This is a genomic window from Pseudoalteromonas luteoviolacea, from assembly GCF_000814765.1.
Lineage (GTDB): Bacteria > Pseudomonadota > Gammaproteobacteria > Enterobacterales > Alteromonadaceae > Pseudoalteromonas > Pseudoalteromonas luteoviolacea_H.
In genome coordinates this window covers 900,032-920,468 of sequence record NZ_JWIC01000010.1, presented here as the reverse complement: position 1 = coordinate 920,468, position 20,437 = coordinate 900,032, and the positions used below count along the sequence as shown (strand labels likewise).

General features: G+C 43.5%; 15 protein-coding genes. 8 read left to right on the top strand and 7 right to left on the bottom strand.

Going from position 1 to position 20,437, the window contains the following annotated elements; all coding sequences use genetic code 11:
* Positions 1 to 116: 116 nt before the first annotated feature.
* Positions 117 to 1,226: a tRNA nucleotidyltransferase gene (locus JF50_RS25635; RefSeq protein WP_039612073.1), complete on the bottom strand. Its 1,110-nt coding sequence runs from the start codon at positions 1,224 to 1,226 to the stop codon at positions 117 to 119.
* 172 nt (positions 1,227 to 1,398) lie between these two features.
* Between JF50_RS25635 and JF50_RS25630 the strand changes: the two genes are divergently transcribed.
* On the top strand, positions 1,399 to 2,313 hold the full coding sequence (locus JF50_RS25630) for an ExeA family protein (RefSeq protein ID WP_039612072.1): 915 nt from the start codon (positions 1,399 to 1,401) through the stop codon (positions 2,311 to 2,313).
* A gap of 9 nt (positions 2,314 to 2,322) precedes the next feature.
* On the top strand, positions 2,323 to 3,417 hold the full coding sequence (locus JF50_RS25625) for a general secretion pathway protein GspB (RefSeq protein ID WP_039612071.1): 1,095 nt from the start codon (positions 2,323 to 2,325) through the stop codon (positions 3,415 to 3,417).
* A 33-nt stretch (positions 3,418 to 3,450) separates the two neighbouring features.
* Here JF50_RS25625 and JF50_RS25620 read toward each other — a convergent pair whose 3' ends face one another.
* On the bottom strand, positions 3,451 to 4,644 hold the full coding sequence (locus JF50_RS25620; protein WP_039612070.1) for an HD-GYP domain-containing protein: 1,194 nt from the start codon (positions 4,642 to 4,644) through the stop codon (positions 3,451 to 3,453).
* A 192-nt stretch (positions 4,645 to 4,836) separates the two neighbouring features.
* Between JF50_RS25620 and JF50_RS25615 the strand changes: the two genes are divergently transcribed.
* Positions 4,837 to 6,129 carry an amidohydrolase gene (locus JF50_RS25615; protein WP_419177529.1) on the top strand — a complete coding sequence of 431 codons (1,293 nt, stop codon included), beginning with the start codon at positions 4,837 to 4,839 and terminating at the stop codon, positions 6,127 to 6,129.
* 16 nt (positions 6,130 to 6,145) lie between these two features.
* Here the strand turns inward: JF50_RS25615 and rluA are convergent, their stop codons facing one another.
* On the bottom strand, positions 6,146 to 6,799 hold the full coding sequence (gene rluA / locus JF50_RS25610; protein ID WP_039612068.1) for a bifunctional tRNA pseudouridine(32) synthase/23S rRNA pseudouridine(746) synthase RluA: 654 nt from the start codon (positions 6,797 to 6,799) through the stop codon (positions 6,146 to 6,148).
* A 69-nt stretch (positions 6,800 to 6,868) separates the two neighbouring features.
* On the bottom strand, positions 6,869 to 7,633 hold the full coding sequence (locus tag JF50_RS25605; protein ID WP_039612067.1) for a DeoR/GlpR family DNA-binding transcription regulator: 765 nt from the start codon (positions 7,631 to 7,633) through the stop codon (positions 6,869 to 6,871).
* A 186-nt stretch (positions 7,634 to 7,819) separates the two neighbouring features.
* Here JF50_RS25605 and JF50_RS25600 point away from each other — a divergent pair, with 186 nt between their 5' ends.
* Positions 7,820 to 8,425, top strand: a complete 606-nt coding sequence (locus tag JF50_RS25600; RefSeq protein WP_052262785.1) for an HAD-IA family hydrolase — start codon at positions 7,820 to 7,822, stop codon at positions 8,423 to 8,425.
* The gene (locus JF50_RS25595) at positions 8,419 to 8,706 is read left to right on the top strand and encodes a hypothetical protein (RefSeq protein ID WP_039612066.1); all 288 of its coding nucleotides are present in this window, start codon (positions 8,419 to 8,421) and stop codon (positions 8,704 to 8,706) included. The genes JF50_RS25600 and JF50_RS25595 overlap by 7 nt, the downstream gene beginning before the upstream one ends.
* A 29-nt stretch (positions 8,707 to 8,735) precedes the next feature.
* Here JF50_RS25595 and JF50_RS25590 read toward each other — a convergent pair whose 3' ends face one another.
* Together JF50_RS25590 and rapA are read right to left on the bottom strand one after the other, a co-directional pair.
* Positions 8,736 to 10,223, bottom strand: coding sequence for a hypothetical protein (locus JF50_RS25590; protein WP_039612065.1), 1,488 nt, complete (start codon positions 10,221 to 10,223; stop codon positions 8,736 to 8,738).
* A gap of 172 nt (positions 10,224 to 10,395) precedes the next feature.
* Entirely contained in the window at positions 10,396 to 13,293 is a 2,898-nt protein-coding gene (gene rapA, locus JF50_RS25585) for an RNA polymerase-associated protein RapA (protein WP_039612064.1), read from the bottom strand.
* Positions 13,294 to 13,705: 412 nt separating this feature from the next.
* Here rapA and JF50_RS25580 point away from each other — a divergent pair, with 412 nt between their 5' ends.
* The 3 genes from JF50_RS25580 to JF50_RS25570 all read left to right on the top strand — a co-directional run bounded on the left by JF50_RS25580 (position 13,706) and on the right by JF50_RS25570 (position 19,901).
* The gene (locus JF50_RS25580; RefSeq protein ID WP_039612063.1) at positions 13,706 to 15,106 is read left to right on the top strand and encodes a PhoH family protein; all 1,401 of its coding nucleotides are present in this window, start codon (positions 13,706 to 13,708) and stop codon (positions 15,104 to 15,106) included.
* Between the two features lie 160 nt (positions 15,107 to 15,266).
* Positions 15,267 to 18,998, top strand: a complete 3,732-nt coding sequence (locus JF50_RS25575) for a hybrid sensor histidine kinase/response regulator (protein WP_160290513.1) — start codon at positions 15,267 to 15,269, stop codon at positions 18,996 to 18,998.
* Positions 18,999 to 19,901 carry a diguanylate cyclase domain-containing protein gene (locus JF50_RS25570; RefSeq protein WP_039612062.1) on the top strand — a complete coding sequence of 301 codons (903 nt, stop codon included), beginning with the start codon at positions 18,999 to 19,001 and terminating at the stop codon, positions 19,899 to 19,901. It begins immediately after the preceding gene.
* Between the two features lie 53 nt (positions 19,902 to 19,954).
* On the opposite strand, the gene JF50_RS25565 is transcribed toward JF50_RS25570, so the two are convergent.
* Entirely contained in the window at positions 19,955 to 20,317 is a 363-nt protein-coding gene (locus JF50_RS25565; protein WP_039612061.1) for a DUF3192 domain-containing protein, read from the bottom strand.
* Positions 20,318 to 20,437: the final 120 nt, after the last annotated feature.

Below are 20,437 nucleotides of genomic sequence, written 5' to 3'. Positions count from 1 at the left end.
ACAGCCTTGATATTAAATGGATGTCATGGCACCCATATACCTTGGCTAGGGAGAATATAAGGTACATGGGAGCTTATATATGAGTTCGTGTGAGAGTCATTCAAAAATGATGAAATCTATTGCTTACTGAATAAACATGCAATGCGTTTTAGTTTAAGCTTATCCATTTCTACTTTGATTTCAGGCCCCTTTGCTCCTAACTCAATGACCTCTTTCGCTTTGACATTACTCGCTACTTGATATGCCTTGTTGAGTACAAGGGCTTTGGCGGCGCAGATGTCATCAATGACGCGTACTGTGCTGATGAAGACACTTAATCGTTCTGGACGACGCCATGCATCGAGTTGATTTAGAATGGTCATGAGGGTGTCTGCTTGCCAATCGTCTGATTGTAATAAAGGCAAATTTGCTTGTAAATCACGTAAGCTGTCAGCGTAAGCTTTTGGGATCTTATGATCTTGTTCGAGGTTATACTCGCTCAGATCCGCTTGATATTGCCAAAGACTGAACGCTGATCTCAAATAAGTGTCATTATGTGGATCTAGGCGTTTGAGCCGATCCGCCAATGTATTAGCATTGTGTTGATCCCACTTGGTTTGCCAAGGTGTGACAAATGGTAGGGCATCCAGATCCGCAATCACTCTGGAAAATATATGAATAGCGCCATCTTTGAGTGATTTTTCAATTTCCATCCATACTCGCTCCTTGGTGAGGGTATTAAGCTCACCAGCTTGAACCATACTCGTCATTAATTGCATGGTTTCATCGGCTATGGTAAATCCTAGGTAGTGATAGCGCGCGGCGAATCTTGCAACACGCAAGATCCTAAGAGGATCTTCGCTGAAGGCATCACTGACGTGGCGTAAGATCTTATTCTTTAGATCGGTTTGGCCATGGTAGGGGTCGATCAAATTGCCTTGATCATCTTGTGCAATGGCGTTGACGGTGAGATCTCGGCGGATCAGATCATCTTCTAAGGTAATGGTTGGTGCAAAATCACAAATAAAGCCGGTATAGCCTTGCCCTTGTTTGCGCTCAGTGCGCGCTAAAGCGTGTTCATCTTTACTTTCTGGGTGTAGAAACACTGGAAAGTCTTTGCCAACTTGCTGATAGCCTAGTTTTAGCATATCCCTGATTGTCGCGCCAACGACGACATAGTCTCGCTCTAAAATAGGTCTGCCGAGTAATTCATCTCTGACGGCACCACCGACCAAATACACCTTCATAGTTATCCTAATACGTCATTATTTCATGTTTTACTATGGCATTATCATCTTGAGTTTAAAATGTTTGTTCCCAAAATTGTGAAAAATTCAGTGTTGATTAAGCAAACAATGTTTTAACTTAAAGTGATTTTTTGCCATTATAGGCAGCATTCTAACAATAAAGAGACAGATCGTGTATTTACGCTATTTTGGGTTAACGGAAAAACCGTTTTCAATTGCGCCAAATCCTGAGTTTCTATTTTTAAGTGATCGCCACAAAGAAGCGTTGGCACACTTAACCTATGGACTTGGTGATGCCGGCGGCTTTGTATTATTGACAGGGGAAGTAGGCACAGGAAAAACCACCGTGACGCGCAGCATGTTAGCGCAGTTACCTGAGTCGACGCAGGTCGCGTTTGTGTTAAACCCAGCGTTGTCAGAAATGGAATTGTTAGCCAGCATTTGTGATGAATTAGAGATTGAATATGATGCGAAAGGTGCAACGCTCAAGTCATTAACCGATGTGATCAAAAAACGTTTGTTAGATAATCATGAGCAAGGTGGCCACACCATGCTGATTATTGATGAGGCGCAACATTTGGCGGCTGATGTGTTAGAGCAGCTTCGCTTATTGACCAATTTAGAGACGGATCACAAAAAGTTATTACAGATTGTGTTAGTGGGTCAGCCTGAACTGCAGCAGCTATTACAACGTAATGAGTTGCGTCAGTTAGCACAGAGGATCACGGCGAGATATCACTTGCTGCCGTTGACAGAGTCTCAAGTATTCTCTTATATCAAACATCGTCTCAATAAAGCTGGCTGTCAAAATCACCTTTTTAGCAATGAGTCGATTGCCTATATTCATCAAGTGACCGCAGGGATCCCTAGGCTGATTAATCTATTGGCAGATAGATGTTTATTGGGTGCGTATTCTGCTCAGCAGCAAGAGGTGACTAAGCAGGTAGCTCAGCAAGCCGCAAAAGAGGCGTTGCCACTGAACTTAATCCCTGAACAACAAACCAAAAAGCTCAATATGCCGATGTTAGTATCGGGTTGGGTGGCCGCAATGTTTGCCTGCGGTTTTGGTCTTTCATATATTTTTTAATGGTGTGTCATGTCTTATCTTGTTAATGCATTAAAACAATCACAACAACAATCAAAATCTGAGCAAGAGTATGTACAAGCACGTCAATCTGCACAGGTTGCATTTTATAGACGTTTAAGTCTTGGTTTAGGCGGTGGGCTAATTAGTGTCTGTGCACTGAGCGCAGGGTATTTCCTTGGTCAATCAGTGCAATCAACTGATATCGAACAAACACACGTGGCTGCTGAAGCTGCACCTAAGGTTGAGACAAATACAGAGAACGCAGAGGCAGACATGGCTGTAGCCGCTTCTGGTAGTACTCAAGCTGAGCCAGACACAACGCAGCCAGAGGTTTCAAGCAGTGTACCTGCGACGACTGTTGCGCATGCGCCAGTGATGAACAACCCAGTACAACAGCCGGTATTAATGCAGCAGCCTGTGGTGCAAAACCAAATTCATTACCAATGGATGCCAGTGCAAGTGGGCTTTGATGCCAGCGGCCGTGCAGTGTATTCTCAGCAGCTAGTACCGGTAAATAGTCAGGGACAAATTGTCAATGTACCAGTACAAACTCAGATGCCACAAACACAGCAGTTCGCGACGACAGGGCAATTTGCTCAGCCGAATATGACCTATCCACAGCAATCATTCGCTGCGCCAAACTCTGGACAACTGTATAATACAACGATGCCTCAGCAGTACACAGGTACTCAGCAAGCAAATCAATTTCATGGTACGCAAAGTCGTCAAGACAATGAGCTTGCAGGCGTATCAGAAGAGCTGAAGAAAGCGTTCGCAGCAGCGGTTGAAGAGACGCGTCCGACCTTTACCGTAAACTCAAACGAAGAAAGTGATGTGGTGTCTAGTAGTAAAGAAAGTGCACGAGCAACGCCTGTGGAGCTATTGCCACCTAAATTGCAAAACAGTATTCCATCTTTGCGGTATCAAGCACATATTTATGCCACAGAGCCAGATAAACGCTGGATAAAAGTCAATAATCGCGAATTGTATGAAGGGGATAATTTGGGGGCATTGACCATTGTTGAAATCACACCTGAACAAGCGTTGTTTGATTTTGATGGGATTGAGTTTACCTTGAATGCGATGCAGGATTGGATCCCATAACGCACCTCATCATGACCTTAGCGCTTTGATGCGCTAAGGTAACATGGAGTGACGAAAAAATTTGATTAAGTCTAAACCAAACTCTTCAGGCTTAACGGCGGCCTCTAATTCATCGTCGATGCGTTTGTCACTTAAATCGACGTCTCTCACTTCGACATGAAACATGTTTTTTGCGTTGTAAAACACTTTTACTATCGGTTGCAGAGGAGAGGTTGGGTTGCTGGCTGCGACAATGCCTACTCGATGACTTTTCAATTTGACTAACGTGCCGACCGGATACATGCCGATACAGTGAATAAACTGGTTAAGTAAATCACCATCAAATTCATGTGGACATCCAGCACGCAGTTTTTTAAACGCTTGTATTGGTGTCATACCGACTTTATAGACTCTGTCCGCAGTGAGCGCATCATAAACATCAATAATGGAGACCATGCGTACATACTGTGACAGCTCGTCACCTTGTTTTGCGTATGGGTAACCCGTACCATCCAGCCTTTCGTGATGAAAGCCCGCGATTTCTGCGGCGATTTCTCCTAAGCCACTGTCTTTAACAATATCGTGACTATATTTGGCGTGCTCTCGCATGATAGCGAATTCATTTTCGCTGAGTTTATCGGGCTTTTGTAGTATATCGTCAGGAATTTTGATTTTGCCAATGTCATGCAAAAGCGCACCTGTTGCCAGCTCTTCTATGAGATCGCGATCAAATCCAAGGTGCTTGGCAAAGATACTCATTAAAATGGATACATTTAGAGAGTGCTCCAGCAGGTAGCCATCTTTTTCACGGATCCGTGCGATGCAGGCAAGGGCATCTTGATTTCGAAACACCGAATCGATAAAGCCTGAAGCGGTTTCTTTAAACTCCGCGATATCTATTTTTCGACCTTCTTTTATATCGGAGAAAGCCTTTTCCTGTAGCTGCTTTGCTTGCTCATACATTTTAACAGCTTGGCCAAGTTCAGCTTCGACGGAGACGGATTTATGCCAGGGATCTGGTTTAGCTGAAGTGGTCACTTCTTCGGTGATCTCAGGTTCGACTTTGGACTGATCTAAGGTTTTATCGGGATCGATCTCAACTTCTAATACACCTGAATGGATCAGGTTACTGATCCCTTTTTCATCTCTCACCCAGCCTTGATTTTTGACGCGTACGTGTCCGGCTTGCTTGATCACACCAACAACAAACATACCAGGCTGCAACTCTTTGATATTTATTGTTTTCACAGTATAAAAACCCCTTGTGTAGAGTTTAAGCTTAGCAAAGGCATATCAAAATGAAAGCGTAAAAGTGCACAGATAATGATCATTTTTGGCCAGAGTGACAGGCATAAACGGTTGCATTTATCACCAATTGTTTGCAAGCTGGAGTGACTTTTTCAATTCAATAATAACGTTATGAAAACATTGCTCACATCAATGGCGCTATTGTGCTGCGTACATCACGCTGCTGCTCGTAATCTAGAGTCTGCGGTAAACCAGTCGCTTCCTAAATTAGAAGCGTTATATTTACATCTACATCAAAACCCTGAGCTGTCTATGCAAGAAAAGCAAACGGGCGCACGTTTGGCAAAAGAGCTGGCTGCATTGGGCTTTGACGTCACAGAACGGGTGGGCGGCTATGGCGTCGTGGGGCTGATGAAAAATGGAGATGGGCCCACGGTGATGATCCGCGCAGATACGGATGGCTTGCCAATTATTGAGCAGACCGGAAAGCCTTATGCATCAAAAGTCAGAGTAAAAGATGCCAATAATAATATGGTCGGCGTGATGCATGGTTGTGGGCATGATATTCACATGACCAGCTTCATTGGCGCAGCTGAGCAGCTGGTAAAAAATAAGCACCAGTGGCAAGGCACCTTAATGATGGTGGCGCAGCCTGCTGAAGAAGTGGGCGCTGGGGCAAAAGCCATACTCAAAGAAGGCCTGTTTAGCAAATTTGCCAAGCCTGATCATGTGCTTGGCTTACATGTCAGTGCATCGTTGCCAGCAGGGCAGGTCGCCATCTCTCCAGGGTATGCCTTAGCCAATGTCGACTCTGTAGATATTACGGTAAAGGGTCAAGGTGGTCATGGGGCTTATCCGCATACAACCATTGATCCTATTGTGTTGGCATCGCGCATTGTACTTGGGATCCAGACCATTACTAGTCGAGAGATCTCACCGCTTAAACCTTCAGTGATCACGGTGGGATCGATTCATGGTGGATCTAAGCACAATATTATTTCTAACGAAGTAAAATTACAGCTGACTTTACGGTCTTACGATAGCGCTGTGAGAGATCAGCAAATAGCCGCACTAAAGCGACTTTCAAAAGGGGTGGCTTTGAGCGCAGGGTTGTCGCCTGAATTCGCACCCGTTGTGCACGTGCATGAATCAGAGAGTATTCCATCAACTTACAATGATCCTGTTCTTGCGACTGCGGTGACCGCAAGTATTAAACGTGAGTTAGGCGCAGAGAACGTGGTAAAAGCAGAACCTGTGATGGCGGGAGAAGATTTTGGTCTGTACGGGCGCACTGATGACCATATTCCGATCACCATTTTTTGGCTTGGGGGTGTAGCGCCACAGGCTTATACTGATGCGCAAACACATGGCACCAGTTTGCCTTCATTGCATTCAAGCAAATTTGCGCCAGATTATCCATTGGCTTTAAAAACAGGAGTACGTGCCATGACGGCCAGTGCGTTAGATCTGTTTAATCAAAAGTAGAGCGATGTGCCAGAGCCTAAAAAGGATCTGGCGCATTAAATTGCATCATCTCGCCACTGACTGGGTGGCATATCTCTAACATTTGTGCATGTAGTTGCAAGCGCTCAGCGGCTTTGAGGGCATCACCTGTCGCATAGAGTCTATCACCTAGAATAACATGACCCAGAGACTGCATATGTACCCTTAATTGATGTGAGCGGCCTGTTATGGGCGTAAGTGACACGCGGGTTGCGTATGGCTCATATTCAAGCACTTCATAATGTGTCAGTGATGGCTTGCCAGATTCATGACAAACTTTTTGCTTAGGACGATTGGGCCAGTCACAAATAAGGGGCAGATCAACAGAACCTTCCTTACTCTCTAGCTTGCCATGCACACGCGCGACATAGCGCTTCTTAGTCAGTCGGTCTTGAAATTGAATACTTAAAAATCGGTGCGCTTCTTTGTGCATTGCTAAACATAAAATACCTGATGTGGCCATATCTAGACGATGCACGATTTTTGCGGTTGGAAACACCCGGTTGATGCGGTTAATGACACTGTCTGCATGTTTTGGATCTTTGCCCGGTACTGTCAACAAACCGCTGGGTTTGTTGATCACCAACATGTGATCGTCCTGATATAAGAGGCCAAGATAGGGATCAGTTGGTGGGTTGTAATTTAAGAGCACTGCAAAATTCCAAATTTGATCGAAAACGGGCGTATTCTAACTGGCTAAGATCAAAAGGCCAAGTAAACCCTAGTTGTTCGGCACGATTGTTAACTCAATTCCCAGTTTTTGGATGCTCGTTTGCACATCTTGACGTATGCCTTCATCGGTGATCACATGGTTGATCTTATGTGCGGGCACAATTTGGTAAGTTTTGGTTTTATCCAGCTTATCGTGGGGTCCCATCAACACGGTGCGATCGGCTTGCTCAATGGTTGCACGCAATACTTCCGCCTCTTCGAGGTAATTAACGCAAAAGCCATGTTTGGCATGAAATGCACAGATCCCCATAAAAACAATATCAAAGCGGATCTGTTTGAGCATTTCGATGGCACTGTGGCCGACTGTACGCATGGCAGGTTTAAACATTTTACCGCCAATTTGGATGACCTGTATCTGAGGGTGTTGCATGAGATCTTGCACAATCAGCGGACATCCTGTGACAACCGTTAAAGGTAAATTGGCTGGCAAATTTTGTGCGAGGTAGCGACACGTTTCGCCAGAGTCAATGACGATGGTTTGTCCTGCTTCTAGCATAGTGAGTGCCGGTTCTAAAAAGCGCTTTTTTGAGGGATCAGGGGTATTTAATCGGTCAAAATAATCAGGACTGTCTTCTTGCATCACCAACGCACCGCCATGAACACGGTGTAGCAGTTTTAATTCGCCTAGTTTGTTGAGATCTCGTCTGATTGTGTCTTCACTTACCGCCAACGATTTTGCCAACTCCACAGACGTGATCCGGCCATGCAGATTGAGTTGTTCTAAGATTAATTGATGTCGTTCCGCCAATAGCATTTTGCATGTTCCTGCGCTTTTTTGCCGAATTTTACTTGATCTTAGGGGGATCGCAAGCGTATTATTTGCATTAACTTGCATCTTTTTGCGTTTTTAATTTCTTATTTGCGTGTTAATGCCTGTTTTGAAGGAGAGAAATATGGAGTCTTACTGTCATTTGCCCAAGTATAAAGGGCGATTTTTGATATGGATGGCACACTTGTTGATTCTGATACCGCCATTGCCAAAGCCATTGCACCATGGTGCCAAATGCATCAGCTCGACATTGAGCAAGTATTAAGAGATGGCCGAGGTGTTCGCTTCGAAGACTATGTAAAGCAATATTTGCCACATTTGGATCTGCATCAGGAAGTAAAGCATTTAGAAGGTGCTGAGGCCGCATTTGCAAGATATGTTAAAGAAATTGCGGGCGCAAAGCGCTTTTTGACCCATTTACAGCAGTTGAACCTGCCATGGGCATTAGCAACTTCAGCAGATCGTGATAATGCACAAAAGCGGATGCAAACCTGTCAATTGCCGCCCCCCATTCATTTAATCGGTGCAGAAGATGTCCGGCAAGGTAAACCAGAACCTGAGCCATTCGTTGCGGCTGCCAATAAGCTCGGTCTATCTTGTCGTGAATGTGTTGTGTTTGAAGACTCTGATGCTGGTGTGCAAGGCGCTTTGTCTGCTGGATGTGACGTGGTAGTGGTCGGACGGTTTTGTCAGTTATCACATCCTAACATTGTTGCCAGGATAAATGACTATACAAACTGGAATGCGAAGCTGTTGCATGGGAGGCAAGTATGTTGAGAGCCACTTGGACGCACTTTTTGATGAGTGATGAACGCTACTGGGATATCGCCGGTGTTTTATTTGGTGGTATAGGCGCCTTTGCATTACTTGGTCAATTACTGAGCGAGGTAAATCGCGACGCTGAAAGCACTTTATCGATGAGCTTTTTATTTGGTTATGTGGTCGTATTTATGTTTTGGCTGCTTTATGGCTTGAGGTTTAAACGCCCTGCAATTATTTGGACTAATTCAGTGTGTTTAGTATTGCAATCGATGATAGCACTGGTGGTCTTAAGTTAAAAAAGGGGGCAGATCATGCCCCAATTTTGCTAGTGAGCGACTGGATATGGCCCTGCCTCATGAGTAAATTTAAATATTGCTTGTTTACCCAATGAGCACTGCGACCCGGGTTGATATTGACAGACTGACAGTCCATCTCGCGTAAATTGAGTTATCTCAAAAATGCTTTCCTGTTGGTTAATGAGTGTGTGTAATTTACCTTCTATCATGGAAAAATTGCCTGTACCTTCAGGTGTTGTGACTTGATTAACGAGATCACCGTTTTCGTCTGGTAAACGACTAAATAGATATGGGTGGCTTTGACCTTGGTACTCTAAGTTCATAGTCGTGATTGAAAAGATATTTCTAGAAAAATCTTTAATGCCAAAAGCTTCGTCATACTCAACTTTTAGTATCCATTTACCTTGAAATTTTAACGGACCTTGCGGGTAAAACTCTGAATTATAATGGTAAGCAATGTAGAGTGTATTGCCTTTTTTAGCGAGCAGTTCATAAAAGAATTCACAGCTAACATAACAGCGATTGTCAGGACAATTAAGTACAGTCCCTTGCTCTGGATGATCCAGCTTTTCTCTAACAAGTTGATTTAGGTGGTTGAGCTTCCATTTTGAGGCCGTGTTGGCAACGCTAGCAACTGCAATTTGGTCTGGGTAGTAGTCATGAAAGCGTCCATTAGATTTGCGCCATTGGCCAACAATTTGTTCGTAAGTAAGTGCAATATCCTGCTTTTCAATCATGTAGCCGGTGATCCACTTTGCTTGCTTGGATTTTTTATTTACCTTTTTTGCAACAAAACGCAGCCCAATATCATCAATATTCTCTACAATACGAATAACCAATTTCACACTTTGTTCGTTGTGGTGGTAGTGAAGAACAAGTTTTTTTCCTTTCAGTTTCCATGTTAAATCACTGTGTGTGTTATCCCAATGATTGACTGTACCTTTACCGTTTTCATGAAAAGTAACAGACGCTGAGCTACGACTTTTAAACCAAGGTGTATCGGCATGTGTGACTTCATCAATATTCGCGATTTCCCACGTTTTATTGACCAGATGTGCTCGCCATTTTTTCAGCTGGCGCTGTTTGAGGAATATCGCTTCACTTGGGACTGTATAGGTATCCACAACCATTTGTGCTTCTTTATGCCAAACTTGCATATGTTGGGTGTACTGATGTTGTTCCTGTGTGTTGTAATTAAAGCTTAACCCTGTCAACTGATGAATATATGTTTCATGCTCGGACATCTGTACTTCATATTGATCTTGCGGCTGAGAAAGTTCAGCCAAGATCTGCTGCTGGGATTGCCATTGCCACTGAGCTGGCACGTTAAAATCACTCGATACAATCACTTGATTATCGGGTTTGAAATTCAATTTATAGACTTGGCTAGCCCCGGTATCAATTAAAAAATAGCTGCCTTGCGAGGGGGAGGTGCTAGAAGCGTATAATTTTGTACAGGCGATGGCTAATAAAAAGAACGTCACTATCGAGAGGGGATTTATCATTTTAATTTTCATTATCTTTTCCTTGATTGGTTAAATCTTAATCAATCTATCAAGGGTGAGGTGTATGTACAATAACTCAGAAAATAATATGAAATTAATAATGATGAAATACGACGACGACGCTGCATGAGAATAGAAACAGGCAATAAAACGTCTCTTTTATTGCCTGTTTCTAAAGTAGGGATTACTGATTAGAAACCACAATTAAGCGGATCGCATCGAGCTTAACCTGTGCCTTAGAAATGTGTTCACTAAGCTGTGTTTTTTGCTTATCAAACACTTTAATTTCCTCATCACGGATATTAGGGTTAATCGCTTTGAGTGCATTTAGACGGTTTTGTTCTTCGTCTAAGCGCGTCTGCATATCTGCTTGTGCTTGGCTTTGCAAAGTGTCCAGATGTTGATTCGCGATGTCTGTTGCTTTGGCAATAAGCGGATGGATCCCCGATTGTAACGCGTTGGCTAATTTGCTAGCCGTTTGACGGCCTACAGCTGAAAGCTGTTGGTTAAATGCGTCAAATGCGACATTCTCAGCCAAGTTATTACCTGTTTTGTCCATCAATACACGGATAGGCGTAGGTGGCAAAAAGCGACCCACTTGCAGTGATTTAGGTGCCGAGGTTTCTGCCACGTAAATCAGTTCAACAAAAAATGTACCGACAGGTAGTTTGTTGTTCTTCAGTAACGCCACGGATGCACAGCCGAAGTCATCATCACAGATCATATCCATGACGCCTTCTACCATTGGGTGGTCCCAGCTGATAAATTGTGCATCTTCTTGCGATAATGAGGTTGATCTATCAAATGTGACAGTCATGCCATCGTCTTTCAAACATGGGAATGACGGGTTAAGCATGTGTTCTGTGGGCTTAAGAATAATGGTGTTTTCGCCTTTGTCTTCTTGGTTTACCCCAAAAATATCAAACACATTAATCATATAAGCTGGCAAGATAACGTCATCATCGAGCTTTTCAATTTGCTGGACGATTTGCTCTGCACGACCTTGGCCGCTTGAGTGCAGTTCAAGTAGTCTGTCTCGACCTTGCTCCATTTTTGCACGTAGCACTTTGTTTTGCTTGGCAACTTGCTCAAGTAACGGGTCAAGCTCTTCTTCATCACAGTTATGTGCTGCAATAAATTCAAGCAGATCTTCAGAGAACTCTTTGTATAGTAGCTGGCCGGTCGTGCTGGTGGTTTCGAATGCATCTAACGCTTCGTTGTACCAACGCAATAACACTTCTTGTGCAGTATTGGCAAAGTAAGGCACATGAATATTGACGTCATGTTGCTGGCCAATACGGTCAAGACGACCGATACGCTGTTCTAACAAATCTGGATTTAGCGGCAGATCGAACAACACTAGGTGGTGTGAGAACTGGAAGTTACGACCTTCTGAGCCTATTTCAGAACATAACAGCACTTGTGCACTGTCATATTCGTCAGCAAAGTAAGCGGCGGCACGGTCACGTTCAATAATGGACATGCCTTCGTGGAACACGGCTGAACGAATGCCTTCGCGCTCGCGCAAGGTTTGTTCAAGGCTAATGGCTGTTTGTGCTTCAGCACAGATCAGCAGTACCTTTTCGTGCTTGAGTTCTTTGAGTTTTTCGATCAGCCAATTTACGCGCGGATCAAATTGGGTCCAGCTAGCACTTTCCCCTTCGAATTCTTGGAAGATTTTTTCCGGGAATAAGGCACGTAATGCGCTTTTTTCAGCAGTTTGGATGCCGCCCATACTGCCAAGAACTGACATCGCCGTTTTATATTGCTTTGGCATGTCAACTGGATGCGCGTGGACTTTACGACCTGGGTAGCCATCGATACCGCTGCGGCTATTACGGAATAAGATACGACCTGTACCGTGGCGGTCAAGCAACATACCTAACAGCTCTTGCTTTGCTTCTTGCTCTTGTTCGGCTACACGCTTCAGTAAATCTGAGATATCCGTTTCTTTTAGTAACTCAGTGATGGTCGCGGTGGCTTTGTCATCTAACAGTGTATCTTGCAGCAGTTGATTTGCAGCGTCTGCAATTTCTTTATAGTTACTTTCTTCCACAACAAACGCATCGTAGTCATAGAATCGATCAGGATCGAGTAATTGTAAGCGTGCAAAATGACTGCGATGGCCCAATTGATCTGGTGTCGCGGTTAATAAGATGAGACCAGGGATATCTTGGCTGAGTTCAGCAATACGCTGATATTCAGTACTTGGCTTGTCTTTTTCTACGGTAAGGTGGTGCGCTTCATCAACGACGAGCAGATCCCAATCTGCCAGCGTTGCTTGTTCGAACCAGCGACGTTTTTTAGTGATAAATTCAAGACTAACCAAAACCAATTGCTCGGTTTCAAATACATTAGGCGAGTCTGCAAAAGCTTCGTCGCAACGCTCTTCATCAAAGATAGAAAAACGTAAATTAAAACGACGCAACATTTCAACTAACCACTGGTGCTGTAAGCTTTCTGGCACCACGATTAATACGCGGTTAGCACGGCCTGTGAGGATCTGCTGGTGCAAGATCATGCCCGCTTCAATGGTTTTACCCAATCCCACTTCATCAGAGAGCAAAACGCGCGGCGCAAAACGTTGTCCGACTTCATCTGCAATATAAAGCTGGTGAGGAATTAAGCTGGCACGTTGACCGATCAGGCCTTTCAGATGAGATTGTTGGCGATTAAATTGGTGCTGCCACGTTTGGTAACGCAGCGTGTAACGATCAAATCTATCCACCTGACCTGCAAAAAGCCTATCCTGTGGTTTATTAAACTTAATGAAATGATCTAAAAAGGTTTCTTTTAGGCTGACAGTTTCTTCTGTGTCTAGACGCACACCATGATAGCAAAGTAGATCCCCTTGCTCTTCGATGCTCTCTACACGCATTTCCCATTCTTCAACACTGCGGATCACATCCCCAGGATTAAATGCTACTCGAGTCACCGGCGCTTCTTGTACAGAATAAACGCGGTTTTCTCCACTGGCGGGAAACAGAATGGTTACTTGTCTACCTTCTAAGGCGACAATGGCCCCTAAACCCAAATCTGATTCGGTATCGCTTATCCAGCGCTGACCTAAGGAAAAATTCATGGTTTTCTCATCTTCGCAGAAAAAAGGCGGCTATGTTACCGAGAAGCAAAGCCTTGTTCAAGATTGTAAAAACACAATAAATGTGCCTTACAGCGTGGTATTGCGTGGGTTTTACAAGATAACTGATTCATATTCGTTGTTTGCTCACTGTCGATTGTTTTTTATTGTGCAATAGTGGCTATTAAGCATAGTCAAACATCACTGTTGTTGGAGATAAAATATACGAATTGAATAATTAAAAAAAGTGACAGAGGGGCCACTTTGGCAATAAATGGGGACACTTGTACAAAAGGTTTTTTGTCATGAAAACGACTTTTGTGACAAATAGACTAAAATTAAGTTAGAGCGATGTATTGTGTGGCGAGCAATACACAGTTCAATCATAGAAATTGCAGACGAATAGGAATGCACTATGGGAAAAGATGACCTCGACCGGAAAATTTATGTACTAGACACCAACGTTTTACTTCACGAGCCCCTCGCTTACCTTTCCTTCCAAGAACATGATGTTGTGATCCCCATGACAGTGTTAGAAGAACTTGACCACATCAAAGATAGAAAGCGTGATGTGAGCCGAGATGCGCGTGTGGCGATCCGCAGCTTAGATGATGTTCTGACCGATGCGACACCGGAACAAATGTTAGAAGGCGTTGATTTACCAAAAGTACAGCGTGATCCTAATAAACCTGGCAGTAGTGGCAAGCTCATTATTGTAAACGACCATTTGTACCCCGACAGTATTTCTGGACTGCCTGGCAACGAGAATGATCACAGTATCATTAACTGTGCTTTGCAGTTACAAAAGCAATATACAGAGAAAAAAGTCGTGCTAGTCACCAAAGACATCAATATGCGCCTGAAAGCAAAAGGGGTCGGATTAAAATTTGTTGAAGACTATCGGACTGACCAATTGATTGATGATATTAATTTGCTGACCTCAGGATACAATAAATTTGAGGGCGACTTTTGGGAAAGTGTAGGTGAATGTCAAAGTGAGCAGCAGGGGCGTTATAGCTTACATAAAGTGCCTAAATCTAGGATGCCAGAAGTGTTTTATAACGAATACTTGCTCGATGGCAGCGAGCATTTTGCTGCGCGCGTAGTGGGGTATGATGAAGCGCATGTGACATTAAAAGACATCAGTGTTGAGCGGTTACTGCACCAGCAGGCATGGGGCGTAAAACCTAAAAACGTCTATCAAGGGATGGCGCTGGATGCATTATTAGATCCCAATATTGAGCTGGTGGTACTCACTGGACCTGCAGGATGCGGTAAAACGTTATTGGCCTTAGCCAGTGCACTTGAAATGATCATAGAAAAGGGGGTGTATGACAAGGTGATCGTGACCCGTAATACCCCGGAAATCGCAGAGAGCATCGGCTTTTTACCTGGCACTGAAGAAGAGAAAATGGCACCGTGGTTAGCGGCTATTACAGATACGCTTGAAGTACTGCACAAACATGACGAAAGCCCGATCTCTAGTCGAAATTACATCATGGAAAAGGCCAATATCCAGTTTAAATCAGTGAACTTTATGCGCGGTCGTAGCATTCAAAATGCTGTGGTGATTTTAGATGAAAGCCAAAACTTAACGGCTTCTCAGCTTAAAACCATCATTACGCGTTGCGGTGAAGGGACTAAGCTTATCTGTACTGGAAACTTGGCGCAAATAGACAGCAACTATTTAACGCCAGTGACCTCTGGGCTCACTTATATCGTGGAGCGATTTAAAGACTTTGAGGGCAGTGCAACAATCAACCTCAATGGTGTTGTGAGGAGTCGTTTGGCTTCATTTGCTGAAGAAAACTTGTAATACGGCGCTGAAAAAAGTGAACCAGTGTATCGGAGATACACTGGTTTTTTCATTTATAAATTGGGTGGTTACGAAGTGAATCACTTGCTTATCTGAACACTGCTCGCTAACCTTTCAAAAAAAGATGGAAAGAACCACTACAGGCCATTGAATGGACATTATGTCAGAGTTTCAGCCACTCAAAACTTATCGAAAATCTATCTGTGTTGCGTTATTAATTCCGTTAATTCTCGCCATCGTACTGTGTTTTCATTTATTCAACATTAAGCTTGAGCGACAATATGCCGTTTATAAAGTGCAATTTACGGCCGTGTTAGCACAAGTCGATCAAGCTGCCAGTGCAGCAAGTACTGTCATTGGCAGTATTAAGCGGGGGTTAGATACACCGATAAAGTATCAATTATCTCGCGATGTACAACGTCAAGTACAACAGCAGTTAGGCTATTATTATCACCGCTTACCCGAGCAAGGTGGTGAATTAGTCGGGTTAGGCACATATAAAGCATCTCCTCGTGTGCTAGAGCATTGGTTGCATGTGATGGCTTTGGGGCCAAGCTTTGATACGGCATTGGCATTGATCAATGAGTTAGAGGCTGTGGCCTATTTTAATGAACATGGGTTTGCGTTTGTCAAACGTCGCGATGAGACGCAAAGTCACCTTTTAACCGCCATTGTTGAAGGTCGTTTCAGCCCAAGAAAAGGCGTGTTAGCGAACCCGGATAGCAAGCAGACAAGATTATTTGGCAATACTTATTTCAGTATTGCTCAGCCGATCAATAGTGGGGGAAAGTCTCATATCATATTGATTTATAATGCGGATAAGGTCACCGCTTTATTAGATAAGTTCACCTTCAATGAAGGCGCACTTGCGCTGGTTGATATCAATGAGCAGGTCCTTGTACAAAGCAGTCAGTCTGTGATTTTAACCAAGTCATTTACACCTGAACGCGCTCGCCCGTGGCGAGGTGGCGTAGAACTGACAGGCACAATTCAAAACGCCCCTTATCGACTTAGATTCCAGCAATCAGAAGATGCGTTTATTGCCACGGTCCTCAACGAAGTATTGGTAGAGCTTGGCTTTTTAGCGCTCTTTATTGTGTTTACTTTTTTCTCGTTTTTATGGTTAAACGGGCAAATTTTTATTCGCCCGCTGAAACACTTTGTACATTATCTGACAAAACAAGATTTAGCGGAGTCTAATACGCTTCAATACCCTGTGCCCAAAGACTGGCAGCCTTGGTTTAAAGAAATCAAACAAGTGGTGGTGCAAAGGCAAGCGTTGTTTGAGCAAATGGAAACACATAATGCGCGCTTAGACGAGCAGGTTCAACGTCAAAGAAAAGCCTTATCACGGAGCTTTGAAGCAAAAGAACGTCAAGCAGCATTGCTTAATACGGTACTCAACTCTGTGCCTGACCTTATTTATTTTAAAAATATTGATGGTTCGTTCATTGGCTGTAATCATGCGTTTGAGCGATTTATTGGCGTGTCACAAAGTGAATTAGTCGCTAAGGAGCATCAAGAAGTCAGTCAAAAATACCTTGAGCTACTTGAGCTTGAACAAGCGATGGAAAGCCATAGTATTCCTTTAACTGAAACCCTGAATTTTGATGGTAAGGCCTATTTAGTGAGCGTATCGCCACTATTTGATGATCAGGGCAGCCGGATTGGTAGTTTGGGCATAGCCCGTGATATCAGTGAGCAACAACAGGCCATGATAGCGCTGCGAGCCTCGGAACAAAACTTCAAAGCGGCGATTAAGCATGCACCCAATGGTATTTTATTGGTATCGACCGAGTGCATTATTTTAGAATTTAATCGCGCGGTTCGAAAGCTGTTGAACGGTGTTGAAGCGGGGCTGCATTTAAGCTCTTTATTTGCACAAGATGAGTTAGACACGCTCAATACCGTATTAAATCAGCTGCTCGAAGAGCGCAAAGGGGTCAAAGTATTAAGCCTATCACAGAGTGAGTCTTCGCTTTGGTTGCAATTGAGTGTTTCACTGGTGTGGGATAAGCAAAAACTACCGAAGTATTTTGTTATTCATGTGCAAAATGTCACCGCGTTAACTAAAGCAAAAATAGAAGCTGAGCGTGCAAATCGTGCAAAAAGCCGCTTCATTGCCAATATTAGTCACGAGATCCGTACACCATTAAATGCCATATTGGGTCTGGTCCGCATTTTAAAGCCGGCTCTGACTCGCACTCAAGATAGCGAAAAGTTGATACATATTGAGACCGCCGCGAAGCAGTTGTTGACGATGTTGAGTGATATCTTGAGTTTTGCCCGTCTGGAAAGTGGGCGAGCCAAGTTACGCAATAAACCATTTACGATATTGAATTTAATGAATAGCTTGAGTGCACTTATTCAACCGTTAAGCGATGCTAAAAAGTTAAATTTAAATCTGCAAGTGGCACCTGATGTATGGCCTGAGTTTATTGGTGATGAGGCACGAATTAAACAGATTTTGGTGAATTTATTAGGGAATGCCGTCAAATTTACTCACCGTGGCGAAGTGGGATTACGCGTTGTTTCTAAGTGGAGTAAAGACGGGGAGCAATGGCTTTCTTTTTGTGTGTTTGATACGGGCCCTGGGATCAAAGAAGATGACCAAGCACGCTTGTTTGATGCATTTACGCAAGGAAATGAATCCAGCTCTCGGGAATACGAAGGCATTGGTTTAGGCCTTGCGATAGTAAAACAGCAGGTAACATTGCTGGGTGGAAAAATTGAGATCCACAGTATAGAAGGTGGCGGTAGTACCTTTGAATTTGAGTTGATGCTACAAACACAAAATAGGCCTCAAATGACTGTTAAAAACCATATCTGTTTGGTGTCTACTGCCACACCGCCAGAGTATTTGAGCGATTATCACATTACACACTTTGCCAATTTTGGTGAGGCCTTAGAACAGCTGGACAAATTTACTTATATTGCTTGTGATGACACCGAAGAGTTGAGCTACTTATGCCATCATTTTAGCCACGCAGAGACGTCACTTTGCTCGGGACTTGTGGTACCGAGCCCGTTATCGACAGGGCTAACAGAGTCAACATCACTGAGTATTATAAACATTCCACAGTATGTCTTTTATCAGTCATTGTGTTTGTCTCCTCTTGAGCGTCAAGTGACTGAAATTCAGAACAATGAACGGCTGGCTAATACACTTTGCCTTGTTGTGGATGACAATGCATTGAATTTGGATATTTCAAAAACGGTATTGGAGCAACATGGCGCTGTGGTTGTGGCATTGCCAAGTGCGCAAAATATTGTGCAGATATGCCAAACATTAAAACCGGATATGGTGCTGATGGATATTTATATGCCCCATATTGATGGCTATCAAGCAACCAAGTTACTGCGCGCTGAGTTAAGTAAAGAGGTGTTACCTATCATAGCGTTAACTGCAAATGCCCATGAACATGAAAAGGAAAAAGCATTTGCACATGGTGTCAACGAATTTCTTGTTAAGCCGATTTCTCCTGACAACCTGTGCAGCGCATTGCACCCTTATGTGAGTCAGCAAATGAGTGTTTTTGATAAAGACTTTGCCTTGGCACAATTGATGAACAATCCAGCCCTAGTAAAAACAATGTTGGATAAGTTTGCTAAACTATGTGATGAATATGTGCGCGATCTCAGCGTTGTACAGAGTAATCTGCAGTTGGCTGAAATTGCACACAGTATCAAAGGGGCGTCGGGTGGAATAGGACTCGCGCGATTAGCAGACTATGCCAAGTTAGTTGAAGCAAACTCCCGCATTGACAAAGTGGCCAATGCATCTGTAGAGCCTCAAGGAGATGTCCCTTTAAACACCGCATTAAGAGATGAGTTGATTTTACTCACTGAGCAAGCTAAGCAGTTTATTTTATTGGAAGCAAAAGGAAGTTAAATGCAAAAGTCGGCCAACATTTTAGTCTTAGATGGTGATCCCTTAAATCGTGTGGTTTTAGAAAACACATTATCAGATGAGCACTTGGTGATCAGTTGCGCAAACAGTGATAATGCGTTTGAGCGGCTATTACACACCCAGATTGATTTAATTATTGTGGATATCCTCATGCCTGACGATGAAGGCCTTGATTTTTTATTACAACTTAAAGCAGACCCCAATAGCTACCAAATTCCTGTTATCGTTATTTCTGCGAGCAATAGTTATCAAGACGAAGCACGCGGTTTGTTGCTTGGCGCAGTCGATTATATTGTTAAGCCCTTTAGCCCTAATATTGTCAAAGCGCGAGTAAAAATACATTTAGCAATCAAGCAAAAAAATGACTTACTAGAACGCTTGGCAAACATTGATGGCTTGACCGAAGTGCCGAACCGCAGAGCACTTGATGAGACATTGGCTCAGCTTTGGTATCAAAGTCGTGACCAGCAAGTTCCACTGTCCGTTTTGCTCGTAGATATCGATTATTTTAAAGAATACAACGATAGCTGTGGGTTTAGTGCAGGAGATGAGTGCCTAGTAAAAGTTGCAAAAGTGCTGGAAAGCATGACGCAAAAAGTAGAAGGGTTTGTCGCAAGATACGATGGTGTGCGATTTGTGGCATTGATAAATAAGTGCGATGCAGATCAAGCCATGTCGCTTGCATCGGCAATGCATCAGGCTGTAGATGCACTGTCTATTCCACACCCGAGCTCCCCGATTTGTGCACATGTGACCATCAGTATGGGGGTTGTGCATGTACATGAGGACTTTTCTGGTGATCAAAATGACAGTTTGGAGTTGGCCGACGAAGCGCTGTTACAAGCACATCAGCAGCAAGAGCGTGTTGTTTTAGTGAGTCGCTGAGTAAGAAAAAAGCCGCGTAGTGCGGCTTTAGCAGGGAAGTATGTCAAATCTGTTTATAAATAGTTGTCTACAGCGGCTTGACCAAAACCGATAAGCTGATCATCTTTAAACACCAGTGGTGTGCACTCATCTTTGGTAATTTGACCGTCTGAGTGCTTTCTGTTTGTTGCAAAGTAAAGTACTTGGAAGGTATGACCATTTTTAGAGACTGCTTCATTAAAATCTGGTGTGCCAAACTTGCTGGTCACGGCTTGGTAGCTTGAACCCAGCTCAAGTTTACTGATCTTCTCTCTATTTTCTTGGTGTGTGCTTTGCCATCCGCTGTGGTGGCGCATTTCTCCATCAGAAACCGCAACAATACAACCAGACAATAATGTAGTGCTTAAAAGCGCAGTAGCAACGAGTAATTTTTTCATTCTGTTATCCTCATGACCCGATGTATTAGGAACCATCAAGTTTAATTTTATTTTTAACTTAGTCTAACAATAGCAATTGCTTTGCCAAGTTTTTTTGTTATAAAAATCAATAGTTTATTT